23 protein-coding genes and 1 tRNA gene are annotated in these 19,528 nt (G+C 30.2%); 13 read left to right on the top strand and 11 right to left on the bottom strand.

Translation table 11 applies throughout. The features are described 5' to 3' along the window. The first annotated feature begins 12 nt into the window (after positions 1-12). From J2S15_RS03555 to J2S15_RS03500, 12 genes are all read left to right on the top strand, one after another. Positions 13-345: a hypothetical protein gene (locus J2S15_RS03555; protein WP_307405541.1), complete on the top strand. Its 333-nt coding sequence runs from the start codon at positions 13-15 to the stop codon at positions 343-345. Positions 346-471: 126 nt separating this feature from the next. After that, on the top strand, positions 472-951 hold the full coding sequence (locus J2S15_RS03550; protein ID WP_307405540.1) for a hypothetical protein: 480 nt from the start codon (positions 472-474) through the stop codon (positions 949-951). Further along, a complete protein-coding gene (locus J2S15_RS03545) occupies positions 944-1,750 on the top strand; it encodes a coiled-coil domain-containing protein (RefSeq protein ID WP_307405539.1) in 807 nt (268 codons plus the stop codon). The genes J2S15_RS03550 and J2S15_RS03545 overlap by 8 nt, the downstream gene beginning before the upstream one ends. Beyond that, positions 1,734-2,900 (top strand): P-loop NTPase family protein, encoded by a 1,167-nt coding sequence (locus tag J2S15_RS03540; RefSeq protein ID WP_307405538.1) that lies wholly within the window; start codon positions 1,734-1,736, stop codon positions 2,898-2,900. Before J2S15_RS03545 ends, J2S15_RS03540 begins: the two co-directional genes overlap by 17 nt. Before the next feature lie 110 nt (positions 2,901-3,010). Next, on the top strand, positions 3,011-3,820 hold the full coding sequence (locus J2S15_RS03535) for a rolling circle replication-associated protein (RefSeq protein WP_307405537.1): 810 nt from the start codon (positions 3,011-3,013) through the stop codon (positions 3,818-3,820). A gap of 120 nt (positions 3,821-3,940) precedes the next feature. Then, on the top strand, positions 3,941-4,192 hold the full coding sequence (locus J2S15_RS03530) for a hypothetical protein (RefSeq protein ID WP_307405536.1): 252 nt from the start codon (positions 3,941-3,943) through the stop codon (positions 4,190-4,192). Between the two features lie 38 nt (positions 4,193-4,230). Further along, positions 4,231-5,628, top strand: coding sequence for a recombinase family protein (locus tag J2S15_RS03525; RefSeq protein ID WP_307405535.1), 1,398 nt, complete (start codon positions 4,231-4,233; stop codon positions 5,626-5,628). Then, entirely contained in the window at positions 5,625-5,930 is a 306-nt protein-coding gene (locus J2S15_RS03520; protein WP_307405533.1) for a recombinase family protein, read from the top strand. Before J2S15_RS03525 ends, J2S15_RS03520 begins: the two co-directional genes overlap by 4 nt. Before the next feature lie 125 nt (positions 5,931-6,055). Continuing rightward, positions 6,056-6,298 (top strand): hypothetical protein, encoded by a 243-nt coding sequence (locus J2S15_RS03515; RefSeq protein WP_307405531.1) that lies wholly within the window; start codon positions 6,056-6,058, stop codon positions 6,296-6,298. A gap of 210 nt (positions 6,299-6,508) precedes the next feature. Then, the gene (locus tag J2S15_RS03510) at positions 6,509-9,058 is read left to right on the top strand and encodes an N-6 DNA methylase (RefSeq protein ID WP_307405529.1); all 2,550 of its coding nucleotides are present in this window, start codon (positions 6,509-6,511) and stop codon (positions 9,056-9,058) included. Between the two features lie 234 nt (positions 9,059-9,292). Continuing rightward, positions 9,293-9,967, top strand: coding sequence for a DUF1905 domain-containing protein (locus tag J2S15_RS03505; protein ID WP_307405527.1), 675 nt, complete (start codon positions 9,293-9,295; stop codon positions 9,965-9,967). Positions 9,968-9,978: 11 nt separating this feature from the next. Next, the gene (locus J2S15_RS03500) at positions 9,979-10,488 is read left to right on the top strand and encodes a GNAT family N-acetyltransferase (protein WP_307405525.1); all 510 of its coding nucleotides are present in this window, start codon (positions 9,979-9,981) and stop codon (positions 10,486-10,488) included. A 47-nt stretch (positions 10,489-10,535) separates the two neighbouring features. Here J2S15_RS03500 and J2S15_RS03495 read toward each other — a convergent pair whose 3' ends face one another. From J2S15_RS03495 to J2S15_RS03445, 11 genes are all read right to left on the bottom strand, one after another. After that, on the bottom strand, positions 10,536-11,129 hold the full coding sequence (locus J2S15_RS03495) for a hypothetical protein (protein ID WP_307405524.1): 594 nt from the start codon (positions 11,127-11,129) through the stop codon (positions 10,536-10,538). A 286-nt stretch (positions 11,130-11,415) separates the two neighbouring features. Continuing rightward, positions 11,416-11,826: a hypothetical protein gene (locus J2S15_RS03490; RefSeq protein ID WP_307405522.1), complete on the bottom strand. Its 411-nt coding sequence runs from the start codon at positions 11,824-11,826 to the stop codon at positions 11,416-11,418. A 251-nt stretch (positions 11,827-12,077) separates the two neighbouring features. Further along, complete coding sequence (locus J2S15_RS03485; RefSeq protein ID WP_307405520.1) at positions 12,078-12,488, bottom strand: hypothetical protein; 411 nt, start codon at positions 12,486-12,488, stop codon at positions 12,078-12,080. A 120-nt stretch (positions 12,489-12,608) separates the two neighbouring features. Then, positions 12,609-13,406 carry a DUF4097 family beta strand repeat-containing protein gene (locus J2S15_RS03480; RefSeq protein ID WP_307405518.1) on the bottom strand — a complete coding sequence of 266 codons (798 nt, stop codon included), beginning with the start codon at positions 13,404-13,406 and terminating at the stop codon, positions 12,609-12,611. Between the two features lie 13 nt (positions 13,407-13,419). Further along, positions 13,420-14,079, bottom strand: coding sequence for a DUF1700 domain-containing protein (locus tag J2S15_RS03475; protein ID WP_307405516.1), 660 nt, complete (start codon positions 14,077-14,079; stop codon positions 13,420-13,422). Beyond that, entirely contained in the window at positions 14,063-14,392 is a 330-nt protein-coding gene (locus tag J2S15_RS03470; RefSeq protein WP_307405514.1) for a PadR family transcriptional regulator, read from the bottom strand. Before J2S15_RS03470 ends, J2S15_RS03475 begins: the two co-directional genes overlap by 17 nt. A gap of 76 nt (positions 14,393-14,468) precedes the next feature. Continuing rightward, entirely contained in the window at positions 14,469-15,500 is a 1,032-nt protein-coding gene (locus J2S15_RS03465) for an ArsR/SmtB family transcription factor (protein ID WP_307405513.1), read from the bottom strand. 9 nt (positions 15,501-15,509) lie between these two features. Beyond that, the gene (locus tag J2S15_RS03460; RefSeq protein WP_307405512.1) at positions 15,510-16,745 is read right to left on the bottom strand and encodes an MFS transporter; all 1,236 of its coding nucleotides are present in this window, start codon (positions 16,743-16,745) and stop codon (positions 15,510-15,512) included. A gap of 104 nt (positions 16,746-16,849) precedes the next feature. Beyond that, positions 16,850-17,467 carry a helix-turn-helix domain-containing protein gene (locus tag J2S15_RS03455; RefSeq protein ID WP_307405511.1) on the bottom strand — a complete coding sequence of 206 codons (618 nt, stop codon included), beginning with the start codon at positions 17,465-17,467 and terminating at the stop codon, positions 16,850-16,852. 186 nt (positions 17,468-17,653) lie between these two features. Continuing rightward, positions 17,654-17,730, bottom strand: a tRNA-Glu gene (locus tag J2S15_RS03450). A gap of 165 nt (positions 17,731-17,895) precedes the next feature. Continuing rightward, complete coding sequence (locus J2S15_RS03445) at positions 17,896-18,723, bottom strand: MerR family transcriptional regulator (RefSeq protein ID WP_307405510.1); 828 nt, start codon at positions 18,721-18,723, stop codon at positions 17,896-17,898. 104 nt (positions 18,724-18,827) lie between these two features. Between J2S15_RS03445 and J2S15_RS03440 the strand changes: the two genes are divergently transcribed. Then, complete coding sequence (locus tag J2S15_RS03440; RefSeq protein ID WP_307405509.1) at positions 18,828-19,517, top strand: PRD domain-containing protein; 690 nt, start codon at positions 18,828-18,830, stop codon at positions 19,515-19,517. Positions 19,518-19,528: the final 11 nt, after the last annotated feature.

Raw genomic sequence — 19,528 nt, 5'->3', positions numbered from 1 at the left:
TGAGGTGATTTTATGAGTGGTCAATTAGGTAGTTGGAAAACAGTACAAAAGAGTTGTAGGTTTACAAGTGAAGAAGTTGAGTTCATTCAGAGTAATTTTGGTAGTTACTATAATAATAGTTTTAATAATTGTTTAAGTAATATGATATATAGATTTTATTATCATAAAGAAGAAATGGATAAAGAAGTTAGTAGTACAAAAAAAGAGTTAGAAGAATTAAAAAAAGAAATAGTGAAATATAAGGAGATATTAAGTAATTTGAAACGTATTGAGAATAGTGTAAATTCTGCATTATACTGTGCTAAAGATTTAGATAATGTATTACAAAAAAATGAAAAGGATTAATTGATCAAGTACATGTATTGATAAACGTGTAATACAATTCCTGATTTGTAATACAAGAAATCTTCCAGCAACCAGGAAAATTGCTGCAGGTTGTAATACATTGAATAAAACTAAAAGAGGTGAAAAATGAGTAAACAATTGAGTTTATTAGATACTAACGAATTGAGTACCTATGATAAAGAGCAGTTTAAAAAAGAAAAAGCAAAAGAATTTATAAATGAAATGGGTCTAGAAATTATAGATGAACCAGTAGCGAAAGAAGTTAAGAAAGAAATTTCTATTAATGATTATATACGTTTTAATAATCAATTTTATAAAGTGAGAAGTATATTAAGGCATCAGATATGGGCAGTGCGATTGGGGGATACTGATACGATAGCATTTTCTGTGTATGATGTTGATAATGTGTCGGATAATATACAATCATTATTGAGAAAAGGTGATGTAATAATTGTTAAAAATGAGTTTAGTAATGTTCAAGAAGTAATATTTCTAGAACTTTTAAATAATGGTGATCTGTATGTTTTTGATGAGTTGTTAGGAAGTACATTAGTATTGAAGAATTATAAAATACAGCTCATGAAAGGAGAATTAAAAGATGTTTGAGAAATTTAGACGTGATGAACGTTATATTGTTTTAAAAGATGGATATAATAAAAAATTAATTGTTGGAGTTTTTTTAGCAGTAGTTATAATAATAACATTTGCTACTAGTAAGATATGGTTGCCTGATAGTAGGGCAAAAATGCATAGAGGGTTAGGAAGTGAATTAACATATAATCTGTATAAAGTAAAGTTCGAAAAAAATGTTTATTATGATGAAAATGAACATTTGATAGAAGTGCTGCTAACAGAAGAAATTATGACAGATAAAAAGGAAATGAAATTAACTTATATACCGTATGCAAGTGATGAATATGAACTTCCTTATGAGGTTATTAGTGGCTATAAATCTAATAAAGATGATAGCGAAGTTATAAAAGAGCAAAGTAAGATGATTCGTATTCGTGTTCCAGATGATTTTTATTATGTTCGTATTGATATACATCAGGAAAACACAATTACTCAATCAATTTATATTGATTATAGAGAATGTAAAAGTGTTGATATGAATGAAAAAGGTAAAGACTATTTAAAAATGCTAGAAGATAAGCAAAAAGAAATTGATGATTATAAGGCGCAGCTGCAAACGGTAGAAGATAGCATTGCTACTAAACAGGAAAGTATTGATAAAATTAATGCTTTAAGTAAGGAAGAGCAGAAAAAACAACAAACTCAATTGGATAAGTTAAAAGATGAGATTGAAACTATAAAAGAAAGTAAGAAAGTATTGGAAAACGATATTAAAGATGCAGAAAAAGTGTTAAAAGACTTAAGAGGGTATCAAGATGAAAAAGAGGTATAAACAAGTTCCAAATTTTTATTCACCTAAACCTTTTTTCTACATAAGTAAGCTGCCATCAATTATTATTTATAAAGTTAAAAGTTTGATACAAAAGAATGATGGATATGATCGTTATATGATTGCATTGTCTAATGTTAATTTAGTTAGAGAGTTTGCAGGATATTTTGCCGAAAAAGACAATCAGAAAAGAGAAACATTAAAAGTGTATTATAAAATTGAAAAAAACCGTGTTGACATAAAGTATCGTTTTTACAAAAAGGCTGTTGAAAATGATTATGAGCAATTTCGTGAAATGGTTGGCTTACATACATATCTTACAACACAACTACATATGGATGCTGCTCATGGAATGTTTTCAATTGCAATGCAGATTATACCGGAAATGACTTATGACGCAGATAGATTCCGTGTAACAGTAGGAACAGATATATTTGACTTAGTTTATTGGGTGTTTTCAGATGCTCCTCATATGCTCCTAATTGGACCAACACAGAACGGTAAAACAACCATGATGTATTATCTCTTAAATGGCTTATTGAGTGCAGGTTTTGAAATTGATATGTGTGATGGTAAAGGAGTTGACTATGCATTATGTAAGCATCAATTTAGAAATTATATTGATAATGATGTTACAAATCCTGATAATAATGAAAATATATTAAATTTAGTACGTAACTTTCATAGTGAAATGATGTGGCGAAAAGAAGAGCTGCTAGCAAGAGGAGTGAACAACTATAAGCATACAGAAGATATGATGCCTAAGTTCCTATTTTTAGATGAATACATTTTGTTGACGCAGCAGTTTGAAAAGAAACAAAGAGAGAAGTTACAAGCTCTAATACTTGATATAACGCTTATAGGTGGTGCTTTAGGGTGTAACCTAGTTGTGACTATGCAAAGGGCAGATGCACAGTTTATAGGTGGTTTAGCACGTGATAATTTCATGTTTAAGATGGTAATTGGTAAAGCCAGTAGTGAAAGTTATCATATGATATTCAATGACAGTTCTATAAAGCCGCTCACAAAGGGGAAAGCGTGGTATACAAATGAAGAGAAACCAAAGATGCTAGCATTTCCACTATATACAAGTGTCATAGACAGTGGGCAAAAAGAAAAGCAACATGATCCAAAAGAGGAAAGCAATGACTGAGTGCGACTGCGATAATCTCAAATTATCAGCAAGTCGCAATCGCACTCTGTGAGTGCGATTCCCTTTACTTGATTATATTAGCTAACTTTATGGACAAATGAGGTGAAAACATGAATATACAAAGGTATAAAGACTATGCATTTAAGGTGATACGTTCAGGTGATATAACAGAAGTTTACGCCTATCGTGAAGTACTTTATAAGAAATTGCCATTTGAGGATATTCAAGATGAGAAAGATTTATGCGAATTGGAAGATACCATTTTAAAAAATGGTGATAGTGAAATTGTTACAGAAGTTGAAAAGGTTACTGTAGATACTGAAACATATAAGCGTAGGGTATCGAACATCTTAGCTGCTAAACGTAAGATAACACGGATTATACAAGCGAATGCAGGACAATATCCTGAACGTGATAAGTTTTTAACTTTAACATTTAAAGGAGAGCCACCAGAACGTAAAAAGGTTATTGATGATTTCCAATACTTCAATAAGAAGTTTAAACGCAAGTATGGTGATAAGTATGAATATCTTGCAGTAATTGAACGTGGTGAAAATGCTACAAAAAGATTACACTTGCATATTGTATGCTTTAATCTTCCTAGAATTGATAAAGAGGAGCTTGAGGAGTTGTGGGGGCATGGATATATTTATATTAATGAAATCAAAACGGCTCATGATATTGTTAATTACGTAACGAAGTATATTGAAAAGACATTGAAAGATGATTATATCGGCAAAGGCGAACGTTTCTATTTCCCTAGCCAAAAGTTAAAGAAACCAGAAGAATTATTTTTGAATGATAATGAATTTGACCGGTTCTTAAAATATGAAAGTCTGGGTAATCCATTGTTTCAATTTGAGTTTAATAGTAAGTATGTAGGTGATTGCTTGTATCAAAAGTTTATGAAAATTGATTGATTTAAATTGTATATGATCATTCAATTAAATAACTAATGAAGTATGGAATACCATATAAAGTTGTTCTATTCAAAGAAAAATAAACCATTATAATTAAATTTATAGAGAAAGGAGAAGAAAGTGAATGTAAAAAGTAGACTATCGATATCAGAGATTGAAGAAAGAGATAAGTATAGACAAAAATTTAAATCAGCGCCTATGTGGTTTAAAATGTCTAGAATTATTAAATCTCATGGAGTAGATTTAGGTTCATGGTATAAGTTCTTAGGAGGGCAAAATACTATATCATTGGAAACTATAATAAAAGTAAATGATTTAGTAGAAAAAGAAGTAAAAACTATGATTAGTGAACTAGAAGAATTTATAAAATAATTCTTCTTTTTTTTGAATTGGAACAGGGGGAATATATTATGTTAGTAAATGATGGAGTTCAAAAATTAAACGCTGATGAAAGAAAAATTGCAAAGTATTGTAGAGAAAGTACAAAGCGACAGGCACAGGACGGTTATAACTTAGAAGAGCAAGAGAGACGCATAAATAATTATATAGAATTATATGAGATGAAAGGTGAAACTGTCTTATATCAAGAGTTTGGAGCTAGTGCGAAGAATTTGAAAAGACCCAAGATGAGAGAATTAATTAAAGATATTAAGGCAGGTAAGATAAAATGTGTTATTGTTTATAAATTGGATAGATTAGTTAGACGGTTAACGTCATTACATGAAATGCTAGTGTTATTTAAAAAGTATGATGTGTCGTTTGTTTCTATGAGTGAAAATTTTGATACCAATACTGCAACAGGAAGAATGGTATGTAATGTTATTATATCTATTGCAGAGTGGGAGCAAGATACAAATAGTGAGCGAACAAATGAGGCTTTGTCAGCAGGTGCGAGATTAGGTAATTATATAAAAGGTGGGAAACCACCATTTGGCTACGTTCGTTATAGTGAAAAAGAAGTTATTATGATCAATGGAAGAAAAAAAGATTTTGTGAAAAAAGGTCTTAAAATACATGAGGAAGAAAGTGAAGTTATTGAATATATTTTTAATTTGGCATATGATAACTATTCATTTTTGGAAATTGCATTGATGGTTAATGAGTTAGAATATATGAAAACAATTAAAAAAACATATACAGAATATCAAATTAGGAATATATTACATAATAAAATCTATTGTGGTATTATGACACTTAAAAGTGATGAATATGAAATTAATATAGATGCAATAATTGATTTAGAATTTTTTAATAAAGTTAACAAAATCATATCACGTAGAAGTAAAGTAGCGATTAATGATTATCTATTTAAAAACAAGATTTATTGTAATTGTGGTGATTTATGCGAACAAAAATCAACTAATAAAATAAATTCAGGTGAATGTGTTACGTATTTATATTATTATTGTCCAAAATGTAAAAAGCGTATTAATGAAAGTATATTGATTGATTATACATTGGATAAAATTGCTAAATATAGAAAGAATACAGAAAAGGATATTATAATTAAAGAATATCAGAATGAACTTAATTCTATAGAAGAATTAAAAGAAAATATGTATAATTTTTATGTGTCAGGTAAAATAAGTGGTGATACATATATATCTATGATGATGAGGTATGAAGATGATTATAAAAAGAAGAAAGCAGAATACAGTACATTCATAACTGAATATGAAATTAAGTTTAATCAGTTTAGTTTTGACAAGAAGAAAAAATTAATTAATAATAAAGTTAAAGATATAACGGTAGATTTAGATTTGAAAATCCCATTGAAAATAGAATTGAAGGAGGAAAAGGGAAAATGAAAAATGTAGCAGTTTATTTAAGAAGTAGTATAAATGAAGATATTGATAACTTAAATTATCAATCAAATTTGATTAATTCATATATGATTGATAACTTGCACAATGATGGAAAAGTAATTCATTTTATTGATAATGGTGTAAGTGGTAAAGGTTTAGACGGTAAAGCGTTGAATACATTGTTAGCTGAAATAGAAAAAGGTAATATAAATAAATTAATAGTATTACATAAAGATAGATTAACTCGCAGAGAAGATATATTGATTGAATTAGAAAAAAATTTAATGAATATAATGTTGAGGTGATAGAAGTGCATCCACAACTTTGTGATAGTTTATTAAGAAAGAAAGATGAATTATCATAAATGATTAATTGACATAATAAATAAGGATTTATATTATAAAAATATAAGTAAAAGGAGGTGTTTAGTATGGGTTATTATGATGTGAGGAATGCAAAACTTTCAATTTTGGATATGTTAAAATATGACGCAATCCAAGATGAGGACAAAATTATTTATAAGGATATGGGAAGATATGTTCAAATGTTAGTGCCTATGAATAATTCAAAATTACATGATACTTATGAAGTTTATTTTGATAGTAATGGAAGGATTTCTAAAATAATTGGACATGATACTAATACAGGATTTAGGGGAACGAAATATGTATAATATTAAGCATCTTTAGAAAGATGCTTTTTTTGTGGAATTTAAAAGAAATTAGTCATTATTATAATTATTTAGAGTGAGGCTAGTGAATGTTACAAAAAGTTAATAGTAACTTAGACCGTATGTTGGGAAGAATGGCTCAAGAGAGGTTGTTTTATTTTGTGAAGTTATATATAATTATGAAAGATGTGCTAATAATCTAGAGAGGTGTATATGTCAAATTATAGAAATGAAGCAGAAGTTGAAACAAAGTTTGTATATTCACATTTAATAAAAGAAATACTTTCTATACCGAGTGATAGAGTTAGTTTTCATGTACCAATAAAAATTCATCAGGGAAGGAGTGTTTTAACTAAGGAAGCAGATGTTGTAATCAAAAGTGATTCAAATGAGAATTTAATTGTAATTGATTCAAAATCTCCAAATGTTACATTAGAGCAATACTTTGGTCAGATTGATTCATATGCTTTTCAATTAGAGACTCCCATTTCTATTCTTACTAATGCAGATAGAATAATAGTAAGATTCTATCAAGAAGGGAATAAGAAACATATACTTTTAGATAAAAAGGTTGATGAATTAGAAACGACAGGATATAGTGAGTTAATAGAAATTATTGATTCGGTTGAAAAAAATATTGTAGATAATATGAAAATATCTGATGAAGTAGAAACGGATAGTCCAAAAATAGTTGATTATAGAAGAACATTTAGAGTAATTCATACGAAAATTAGATCGATAGATAAATTAGATCCCTCATCTGCATTTGATGAGTTTAGTAAAGTATTGTTTATTAAAATTATTAATGATAGTTTATCTGATGATGAACAGTTAACTATTGAGAGAATTAAAGCTATGGGAGTAATAAAAGCCCAATCTGAGTTTGTTGATAAATGGTTTCAAGAAAAAGTGAGTAGTTATTATCCAGGTATTTTTGCTATAAACACTAAAATTGGGTTAACTCCAAAAGCGCTTATTACAGTGTTGGATATTTTAAATAAAGATTTTGATTTAAAAGATTCTTTGACTGATATAAAAGGTAGGGCATTTGAGGAATTTTTACCTAGTCAATTAAGAGGTAAAGGATTAGGACAATTTTTCACACCTCGTGCAGTAGTCGACTTTATGATAGAAAGAGCCGAAATTTCATTAAATGATAAAGTTCTTGATTTTGCGTCTGGGTCTGGGGGGTTTTTGATAAAAGCATTTGAAGAAAAAATGAAACTTATTGATACCTTACCTAAAGTTTTTATAGATGCTCTAGGTAAAACAAGGGAAGAACTAGAGGAAATTGCAAAAACACAAATATTTGGTATTGATGCAGAGCCAAGGGCGGTAAGAACTGCAAAGATGAATATGTTATTATGGGGTGATGGAAAACAAATCCAACATGGTAATGGTTTAGATGTTAGCGATTTTAATGGGGATCCCTATTTAGCAAGTGAGTATAATAATGATGATCCTAATTCAGGTGTTAATGTTATATTAGCTAATCCTCCTTTTGGATCAACAGAGGAGGATCAAAAAGTATTATCAAGGTATACTTTGTCTAAAAAACGACGCGATAAGAACGGTGAAATTAAATTCTCAAAAGTGAAAACAGAAAATTTATTTGTTGAAAGAGCATGGAAATTACTAAAACCTGGGGGAAGATTACTAATTGTATTGCCTGAGGGGATTTTTAGTAATAAAACTTCAGCAACAAGAGATTTCATTTTAAGTCATTTCACAATTGATACAATTGTAAAGTTGCCAAAACATAGTTTTGTAATGTCTGGAGTAGATACTATTAATACGGTGGTGCTAGTAGCATACAAAAATACAAGTGATAGACAAAAAGAAATTATATTGTCTGATAAAAGGACGTGGATTAATAAAAATCATGTTATGACAATAAATTTCGCTTCAGTTAATCAGATAGGGTATGAACCTTCAGGAAAAATAATCAAAAGAGGATATGAAGGAAGCGATTTTCAAATTATTGCTAATAAATTAAAGAATAATGATTTTGAAACAATAGTTGCAGATCCTTTAGAATATGCTTCTATTGAATATGGCGATATAGAAAAAAGTGAGAATTGGAAAAAATCAATGGTTAAATTTTTGAGAATTGATTTTGATCATGTTCCTTTAAGAATTGATCCTACCTACTATTTCTTTAAAAAAGAAACAACTACGTTGCTTTCTTCATTTGTTAGTTTAGATATTAGCGAAAATAATACGCAAAGAATTAAGTTAACAGAGAAAGAATTAAATAATAATGTAGAAAAGGTATACAAATATGTATCTGTAGTGAAAACACTAAATGGTACTGTCACAGAAATAGAAGAAAAAACTGTAGATGATATTTTGTCTACACGATCTGGATTACCACAAAGGCTATATAAAAATGATATTGTTTTTAATCCTTATAGAATTAATACTGGTTCAATAATATGGATTGATTCTGATGATGAGAGTTTGATTACAAGCCCAGCTTATGTAGTGTTGAGAAATGTTGATATTGATATTAAATATTTAGTACAATTACTAAAAACACCGTTTATGAAATATCAAATACAAGTGCTAGCTTCTGGGTCAGTTCGAGATAATTTTGGTACTAATGATCTAGAACTCTTAAGAATACCAAATATATCAAAAAGTGAGCAAAAGGAAATAATGGAATCAGTCAATGGTTCAATTAATGAAATAATGGTTATGCAAAATAATATGAGGACTAAAATAGAAATGATTAATAATCTATTAAGTGATTTTTTAAAGTAAAATACGATGTTTATTAAACATTAATATATTTTTTGCCATAAAACTATTGTAATTTCACATAAAGTATGGTATTATATCTATATAAAGTTAGTACTTGATATATATTAACTTGTATAAGTGAAGTTCGACCATAGTATGATTGAACGCACCATATAGAAAGAGACGAACTATATCTTAAAGATATGGTTCTTTTTTTATGCTATACTTTAGATATTATATTAAGGGGAAGTAATTATGCCATATTCATTTACATCAGGATTATTAGAATCAGGTAATCGAACATTTATTGAAATACCATTTAACGTTTGGGATACATGCAATCAGAAAGGAATGATTTCTGTATCAGTAATGGTTGAAAATGTTTCTTTTGAGTGTAAGTTAGTTCCTAAGGGAGACGGTAAATACTATATCCCAATTACAAAAACAATAATAAAGAAATTAGAAAGAAGAAATGATTTATATGTTCAGTTTGAAATTATTGATAAGTTAAGTCGAATTACTGCAAATAGTCCTTATAATAAAGAAAAACCTATAAGGAAAATAGATAGTATAAATTATATTAAGACACCAGCTGATGCTTGTGGTTATCATGCGTGTGTTGCAATGTTAGCAAACGTCAGTGTTGATGAAGCAATGAAAGTTATGCAAAGTAATACAAAAAGGGAAGTTAGTATAAGTAAAGTAATTGAAGCACTTGATTACTATGGAATTAGGCATGCAGATAAGTTTATCTATACAAAAGGAAAACAAGTTGATTTTCCTAAATGTTGTATTATAAATGCTAAGGCAGAACCAAATGGGTTACTAATGGTATATTATAATGAAAAATATTATAATCCTGCAGTAGAAGTACAATATGATTATGATAGTAAAAGAATTGTTAGTTATATGGAAATCTATATAGATTAAGGAGTTAATATATGAATAGTATAAAAGTTCAGAGTGAACGTTTAAAAATAGTTAAGTTTAGTAGTGATATGGTTGAGAGTGTTTATCATAATTCACATGATGAGAATACAAAACGATTTATACCAGATGAGTATTTTGAGACAATTGAAGAGGCTAGGGAAGTTGTTGAATACTTTATGAGTAACTATGGAAACAATGATGTTCCACAAGTTTATCCAATTGTTTTAAATAGTGGTGAAAACATTGGATATATTCAAGCGGTTCCAATTGATGATGGAAAATATGAAATAGGATATCATATAGCCGAAAAATATACAGGTAAAGGATATGCGACAGAAGCATTAAATGTGTTCTTACCTTTTATTATGAATGAGTTAAAAATTCAAAGTATTTATGGAATATGTAATGCTGATAATATTGGATCACGTAAAGTATTAGAGAAATGTGGATTTAAATTATTGAATGAAGATATCACAAGTGCAGATAATGAGAAGATTTGCGAATACATATATACAATTTAGTCGTAAAAAAAGTATTGATTTAAAATTAGATCAATACTTTTTGATTGCTATTTTATTAAAACGTATATTAGAACACCGAATCCAAACAATAGAGCAATTGCTGAAAATATAATAACTAAGTTTGCCAGTTTATTCACATCAAACTTTAAAGTTGTTTGTTTTGAACTAGGAGTGGCTTTCATTTCAACTTTTGCTTTTGTAACAACTGGAATTGGCTCGGGTTTTATTTCTTGCGTAACTTCTTTCTTGGTTGTTGTAACAATTGCATCTCTGTCATTTAAATAAGATTCTCTTCGTATCCTTATTTCAGGTTCTTTCTTTATCTTTGCGAAAGCAATAAAACTTAGGATTGCTTCAATAATTACGAACATAAAATAGATAGGCATTAAGATAAGTGAAACAATATAGAAAATTCCACTTGCTAATGCAAGCCATCGATTATTCATTATATATCCAAGAACATTAAAGAATACAGCAATGATTACAGCTGCCATATGCGGTAATACAAGTGCAGTTGCCAGTGCACCACCAATACTTTCAGTTGTTGCTCCTGCAAAGTATGCAATAATATAAATCATATAAGCTGCACCGATAATTGCAGATATTAATAATAGTTTACTTTTTTTTACTACAGTGTTCATATGTTATCCCCTTCTTATTTTAACTACAACAAATTATAGTTAAGTTATTAAAATAAAATCATTTAAATTATACCATATATCAGCTTATGTCTTTGATTAGATTTTTATTTGGAGAACTAATAAGAATATTTTAAGAGGAATGTGAAACTATGTAATTAGATAAAATAACACTATATGAAAAGGTACTTTGTGGCTTAATACTCTTGCTTGTAGAGAGTAGATTCTATGGAACGTAAAAGTAAGTATTATAAAACCCAAATCAATTAGGTGATTTGGGCTTGTTTTGTTACAGCTTGAATGTTTTATTACATGATGGACATTTATATTTTTTATTTGGAGCTGCAAGTGTAACAAGACTGAGTCCACCTGTCATCATGGCAGCTGCAGTATGTTTTGCCGCACTCCTCTTTTTCTTGACAATATAAGGATTTCCACAGTATGGGCAACGCGGTCCTTTTAGTTCCTCGTGACTCATAGTGCTGTTATCTTGCTGTGAATTGCTATTTGTACTACTAGAAGTGTTTTCACCAATGTAGTTGGCATTTGCGGTTGTACAATATGGACATGCAGGAGAATCTAAGGGAACTGGTGCTCCACATCCTACACATGATTTTGTACCTACAACTGTCTTTGGCTTTAATTCTTCTACTTCCTCTTCATCATCGTCCTTGCCTAACTTGTCCTTACTTTTTTTCAAAAGGTCTTCCCCTTTGTCTAAAGTGCTGCTAAGCGTTTTGTTTAGTTTGTCTTTGATCCCCATTTTTTATCCTTTCTTATTCCTGTCACAAAAACTAAAAAGCTTATATGCTGTTATCTTTTTGTGATACCTCTTTCCTCTAAATTATATCATGGGGAGTGGAAACAAACTATATGAAAGTTGTTATCTATTGGATAAATATCACTTAATGTATAAAAAACTCAATCGTTTTTTGATTGAGTTTTCTTAGATTATTCATTTCCATGCATAACCTGATTATTAATTTTCACTAACAGAAGTTGAGCTTCGTCATTCTCCCATAAGAAAATCAACTTATTTACATTGTATTGATTGCCATCTTTTTCTTTGATAATAATGGCAATCTTTTTATCTCCTTCATGTTTAATGATCCAATTATCACTACTTGGTGGAGTATATCCATACTCTTCAAATGTATTGATAACATAATCATACTGAAGTTGAGATAGGGAAGATGTAGTTACAGTGTCATCTGCTTTGGATTCATCACTTTTAGTTTCTTGTTGTGATGAAGTATTAACTGTATTATCATCTTGGTTTGATTTTGCTGTGTCATCATTAGATGAGCAGCCACTACTGAATAGTAATGTAAATAAAACTACCAATACTATGCTTTTCTTCATAGTACACCTCCTTCCACAATAGCCCTGGACATAGATGTACTATGATTCGACTATTTAAATTATATCATATATAAATTAAATATCTTTGGTTGTGACTATAACTGTATAATCACTGAATTTTTATTTGAAATCAATATCAATATCACCAAGACTGGCTTTTCCTTTAATTAATGGTTTAGATCCATTTGAATCTTTATATTCATGGTGACTTGATCCTTCAATAGATACATTACCTAAATCAGTTTTTAAATCATAACTATAGTCTGATCTTGTTTTATTTAGTAGTATATCAATGCTTCCTAAGTCTGCATCTGCTTTTAATTCTTCACTAACATTACCTTCGAAATCTAAATCGCCTAAGTTAAGGTTAAAATCACCTTTTCTAATATTAATACCAGTAGCATCAATACTACCAAGGTCAACTTTTACATCTAATTTATCTAATGTAAGGTTGCTTAATTTTACACTACCAAGGTTTGCATCAATTTCGATTTCTTTACAACTTTCAGGTACCGTAACAATGATTCTGCGATCTGCATTATCAAAACCAGCTAACGATATACTGATTGATTTTACTCCTGTATCAATGGTGATATCTCCATTGTCATCTTTAAAACTCACTTCACCATCATCAAAGTTTTTAAATTCTACTGAGAATTCATCACCTTTTTCAAATGTGATATCTCCTAGATCCGCATCAAGTTCAATTGAAGTTACTTTATTGTCTGATGTATAAGTGTCATTATTTTTACTTGCTTTCTTATCCGTGAATACTACAGTGCTAACTGGTCCAAAACGTTGTTGTTTGAAGTGTACATTTCCTCCTTGAACAACTCCGACAGATAGGATTCCAATTCCTAGAACTAGAAAGACACAAGCCACGATTACTAATATAAATGTTGGTTTTCTTTTTCTCATCATGTTCTCCTTTCTATACTGAATATGATTTTCTGCGACTGAATCTTTGGAACAGTCCAGACAGGCAATGTACTGCCCATGGGATAAATGTACGGATTGCTAGGATTAGTGCAGTAAGGATTAATAAACCTGCTCCTAAACTGATAAAACTAATTCCTAATCCAACAAGTCCACTTGCATAACTTGTACTCATTAATGCCAGACTGCTTACAAACGCAGGTACTGAGAAAATAATAAGTGCAATCATGCAACAGATTCCAGCAATAATCAAACAGAATATTACTAAGAAAAATACAAATACGATTAAGAATGCTGCCAGAGCCAATGGTAAGGCAATTGGTAAGGCAAAGATTCCTAAAATGATAATCCATAATGATTTTAAATCACGTTTTCCTGAACGAGGAACGTAATCCTCTCTGTTGTTTGCATCTTCTCTTTTTCTTCTTCTTTCTTGTTGCTGTTGATTGTTCTTGATTGTTGATTCAGCACGAATCGTTGCAGCAAGTTTGTTTGGAGGCCCTAATTCTTCAATAACTTGTGAAGCATTGTCTTCTCCAGCTTCCTCAAAATATTCTTCTACATAATGAATTGCATCTTCAAATTCTTCTCTTTGTAAATCACGCAGATGGTAAGATAAATCAGCAATGTATTCTTTTTTACTCATTTCCTTCATGACTAGTCTCTCCCTTCATAATTGAATTTATTCGCTTGGAAAATTCACTCCAAGCTTCTAAGTATAAATAATATTGTTCTTGTCCTAAATCAGTTAAAGTATAGTAACGACGGTTTCTACCTTCGTGTTGTTGGTCATATGTCTTTAAATATCCATCTTTGGTTAGCCGGCGTAAGACGGGATATAAAGTTGACTCTGATACATCCATAATCTGTTTTACTTCTTGTGTGAGCTTATAACCATAAGCATCTTCTTTACGTAGTATAGAAAGGACACAAGCATCTAACAGAGATGATCCAAGTTGGAATACCATATCATCACACTCCTCTCATACAATATTATACGTCATATAATATTATTGTCAATATAAAAAGTAATCTTTTTTAAGATTACTTTGTTTTGAGCTTGCTGAATAGCTGAGAATGCATTGCATCTTCAAGCTGTGACATCATGTCTTCATCAACGTGATAGTAGATTCTTTTGTTCTTTCCTTGGACGAAATGAATCAATCCACCTGAAGATAAATCAGTCATATGATGAGAGATAGTAGCAGGTGTTAGATTTAGTATCTCAGCCAGTTCCTTACCATACATCGGTTGCTTTAATAATGCTTTTATAATTGTGAACTTACTTGGGTCGCTCAACAGACGAAGATAACGAATTAAGCTATCTTCATTTATTTCTTCGCTGAACTCAAATGATGAATCAAAGATAATTCCAAAGTATAAAGAATATTCTGTATACGTAATTGAGTTTTGTCCAAAGATACTAGGATATAAATTATAATCACTTGTTACATCGTTTGCGATATCTAGGTGGAAGCGATCCCTTATATAAGTGTTAGCGCTTGGTCCTTGAAGTTGTTTCTTCCAATCACTTACGAAATATTCAATTTCCTTCTTGTATTTTTTTAGTTCTTTAGAAAAGGGTACGCTAAGTTCTTTTAACGCTGATTGAAATAATGACATATAGTAATCAAAGTTCTGATAAAGAAGTGATAGATTCCATTTCTCGCTTTTATCAATTTCACTGTGATTTAGCAACTCATAAAATTCTTTATCACTAACTGCGGAGTTATGATCAAAATAAGGAGTATTGGCACCATCAAGATCTTCTTTAATGGTAATTTTAAATTTCTCTTTATCTGAATGTTTCGTTTGATCAGATGTAAGAATAAAGAAAAACGAATGGCCAACCCATGTGTTATCTTCACTGACATATGTGAGTAAATCAAATAATTCTTTATATTTTTCATATACGTTTAGATAGCAAGACTCCAGTGTTTTATAGGACTGAACAATTTTATCTGCAATTTCCACATATTTTTTATCTACAGTAGTTAATCGCTCATTTAGTAATTTGCGATTTAAGTAAGTGGTAATTTCATATTCTATTCTTATATCTGAATTAATTGTAATCATAATGATCTCCTAATCTATCGTTTTGTTCCTCTTTAGTATAACAAAAATAAATACACAGAAGATAGCAAAGATTAAAAATACATATAATATACCAGTAAATCGAATTAGGATTGATAGTAAGAACGATGTAAATGGCATTCCGAAGATTGCTGCAGATGAGAAGATTGCAGATGTACGAGCAAGATACTCATGTTCGATTTGTTTCATAAATGTAACACTAAGTGCTGAACTGGCAACTCCAATTGACATTCCCAAAAATAACAGGGAGGCGACAATAATACCAACACCAACAAACGTAGGTATGGACAGTATTGGAAACAAATATATAGCTATATAAGCAACTGCTGATGCAACTGCTGCCATTGAAAGTTGTGCAGGTATAGATAACTTCTTGGCAACAAATGGATATATATAACCACCTAGTATTGCACCAATTGATATACTGACAGAAAAGATTGAAAGGTAAGATGCATTGTTGTTTAAGTATTCTGAAATATAGGCTGCTATAAATGCATTATAAGGAACTAATAGAGAGTTCAGGATAACAGCAACACAACAGAAGAATACTAACACTTTAGATTTTCTTAAATATTTAAATCCATCTTTTAATAATGTAAGATAAGCTTCGTTTTGAGTAGTTCCATTGGATTTATCTTTATATTTAATTGTTAATTTAATAAAAGAAGCTAATAAGAATGTTGCAGCATCAACTAGGAAAGCACCCAGAATTCCAAAGAAGGATACAATAAACCCTGCACATCCAGCACCAATCAGTTCCATTACACCACATAAAGAACGGTTGGTACCAATACCAATTTCATAATATTCTTCTTCCAGAATTGATGGAATGAAACTTGAAACAGCAGGTTCTCCAAATGCTTCAATCGTAGAAATGGTAAAAGTTAATGCAAGAATTATTGGTGCATTTAATAGCCCATTTACATAACCAAAGGCATAGAAGAGGACGATACAGCCACGTAGGAAGTCGACAATACTCATTACATATTTCTTATTGAGTTTCTCTACTAATGCACCTAAGAATGGCGTAAATAAGATGGTAGGAAGATAATTGAATACCAAAGTGATAGCAGACATACTTGCATCTCCAGTAACCTGATAGATTAACCACGATGTAGCTATTGCATCTAATGAATCACCAAAGCGATTGATCAGATTGGCAGCCATATATTTAGTATATTGTTTCTGTGTCTGAAATAATGTTTTTCGATTAATAGTTTGTTCCATGATGTTTACCTCTGATTGTATTCTAACATCATGTTAGATATAAGTCAAACATAAATTAGATAATTGTCTAACATAGAAAAAAAGACCTATGCAAGTGCATAAGTCTACTTCATCTTTTTGCTTTTTACCTTAAGGATTACTGCAATACAAATAATAAGATAAATAAAACCAGGTATTACTACTGATGTAACTGAAGCCATGAGTATAGGATAGGGAGCAGAAGTACCTGAGAACATCATATTATAAAGAAAGAACACAGGCATAAAACTAAGTAACCATATATTAATTAACCAAAAATGCTGATTTGCTGGTTTTCTGGTCTGAGGAGTAGAGTTGATTGAACCTACCCCATATGCCAAACAACCTACTGCCATAATAATAAGCCCAATTACAATCGCCATTGGTGTCTGATCTTCATACCAGGTAGCACAACCAAAAATCAAACCAATGAAATTAAACACGGTAGCTACAATGACAAAGATATAGGCATTGGATTGTGCATTTTTATTATCACTCTTTACTTCTTCAATTCCTTTCAACAGATAATCTGTAGTAACTTCAAAGTATTCACTTAAAATAATAATCTTATCAATATCTGGGATACTCTGTTCACTTTCCCATTTTGATACCGCCTGACGCGATACACCAATTTGATCTGCCAATTCTTCTTGTGAAATTCCTTTTGCTTTTCTTAATGCTTGTATTCTATCTGAAATATTCATAATTAATTCCTCCATCTATTGATGATGTCATTCTAACAATATTCATAGTAGCACGACCACCATCTGTAGTTGGAGTTTTGTCAACTAGTGGTTGCCTCTTAGTTTTATTATTACGTTATATGCATTTTCCTGTCAATAAATTGTCATAAAAAAAACCAAACATATTGTTTGGTTTCATTTATTAAATGGTGACCCGTACGGGATTCGAACCCGTGAATGCCGCCGTGAAAGGGCGGTGTGTTAAGCCGCTTCACCAACGGGCCACAACCATACCTTTTTGACAGGTACATTGGTAATTTTATCAAATGCATAACTAATAGTCAAGCACTTTTTGTTAATTTCCAAAAAAAATATTTCAATGTGAAATAAGCCCTTATTTATGGGCTGAAATTAAAAAAGTAAAAAGAACATTTTAACGTGACTAAGTACTAAATATTGTCATCTTCAATTTTGATTGATATTCGAATAATATAGTCATCAGGGCGTTCTACTGAAATCTCATTTAGCAAACAATCCTCATAAAAATATTGACCTGTTTTGTAGTTATGTTTCTTTGCATAATCCAAAAGACTTTTATAAATTTTGAAACGATCCTTATAAGCACTGTAAGAATATATTGTTATATATGTACCAGCTGGTTTATAATTATCGGATTTAGGGACACAATAATAAAATCTTGGGGATTCATTATTAGAAAGAATTTGATTAAAGTATTCACTATCAACACGGATTCCCCAAGGGAAAGTAGCTTCATACCCTTGAGAAGAGGCATATTGATAAAACTTAGAAATTGTTTTTGAAAGTGATACTATTTTCTTCTTAGTTGAGTAAGCAGGGCTTAAAAAAATTGGTTCTTCATCAAATTCGAGTACTTTGATTACTCCTATCTTTACTTTTTGACTTAATTTTATATTATCGACCTGCATATTCATCATATCTTTTATTTGTGTTAATTTGTCAATCTCCACCTGAATTTTTTCTCCTTGTCGCTCGAAAGTAGAAATTGTTTTTTCAGGTGAACGATTCTTGGTAAAGTCCTTTATTTCTTCTAAAGGCATACCAATTTCTCTAAGGGTTAAAATCATATTTAATGTATATAACTGTCGATGATAATAATAACGATATCCATTATCTAAAATTACTTCAGGAGAAAATAATCCAATTTCATCATAATAGATCAAGTGTTTTCTTTTTATCCCAGCTGCTTTCGCAAATGCGCCTGTCGAAAGATAATTCTCTTTATCAAAAGTTTCCATAAGTTTACCTCTATTTTAATTTTATTTTAATAATGCTTGACTGTCAAGTTGCTAGACACTTTACAATATAGTTAGAAAGAAAAGCAAAGAAAGGAGTGTGTCAGATGAAACAGACAGAACTAAGAAATTCTTTTACAACACAATATACAACAAGAGATATAAACTATGGAGAGTTAACAAGAAAATATGTATCACATGCAAAACAGTGTATAGCGAGTAATTTAGACAACTCTATTCATATTACGTTACCTCAATACTTAATAAATGCAATGAGTGACCAGACGAAAGCGCAGGTGAATCAGGTTCTTCTTTATAATGTTGGCACCTTATTTAGTCAAGAATTTACAGCAGCAAAATATATTACAACTGATATAAATAATAAATATGATACAGAATTAAATTCTTATCATGCATGTGATATTGCGATATTGCTTATTGCTGCAGAGTTTGGAATATCTACATCAGAGGTATTAACAATGCTAACATTAACATTGGAAATGATTAAGTTAGTGAAATATCGTTTTATGTTTAATATGGATATGAATAATATATCTGTACATAGTTTCATTGAACATGTAAAGTATTTATCATTTAGAATTATTAGAAATCAAAAAGACAGAAGTAGTGTAGAGGACTGGATTCCTACATTTAAGAAGAAGTATCGTATAGCATATGAAAGTGCTTGCGAAATAAGTGAATTTATTAAAAACAAATATGCATTTGCATTATCAGATACTGAATTGCTATTTTTATCGGTTCACATCCATACCCTAATATATGGTGAGGTCTATTAAGAATAATTTTT

It is taken from the genome of Breznakia pachnodae, assembly GCF_030814225.1.
Taxonomy (GTDB): domain Bacteria; phylum Bacillota_I; class Bacilli_A; order Erysipelotrichales; family Erysipelotrichaceae; genus Breznakia; species Breznakia pachnodae.
Note: the sequence above shows the minus strand (reverse complement) of the source record. Positions and strands in the feature narration are given on the sequence as shown.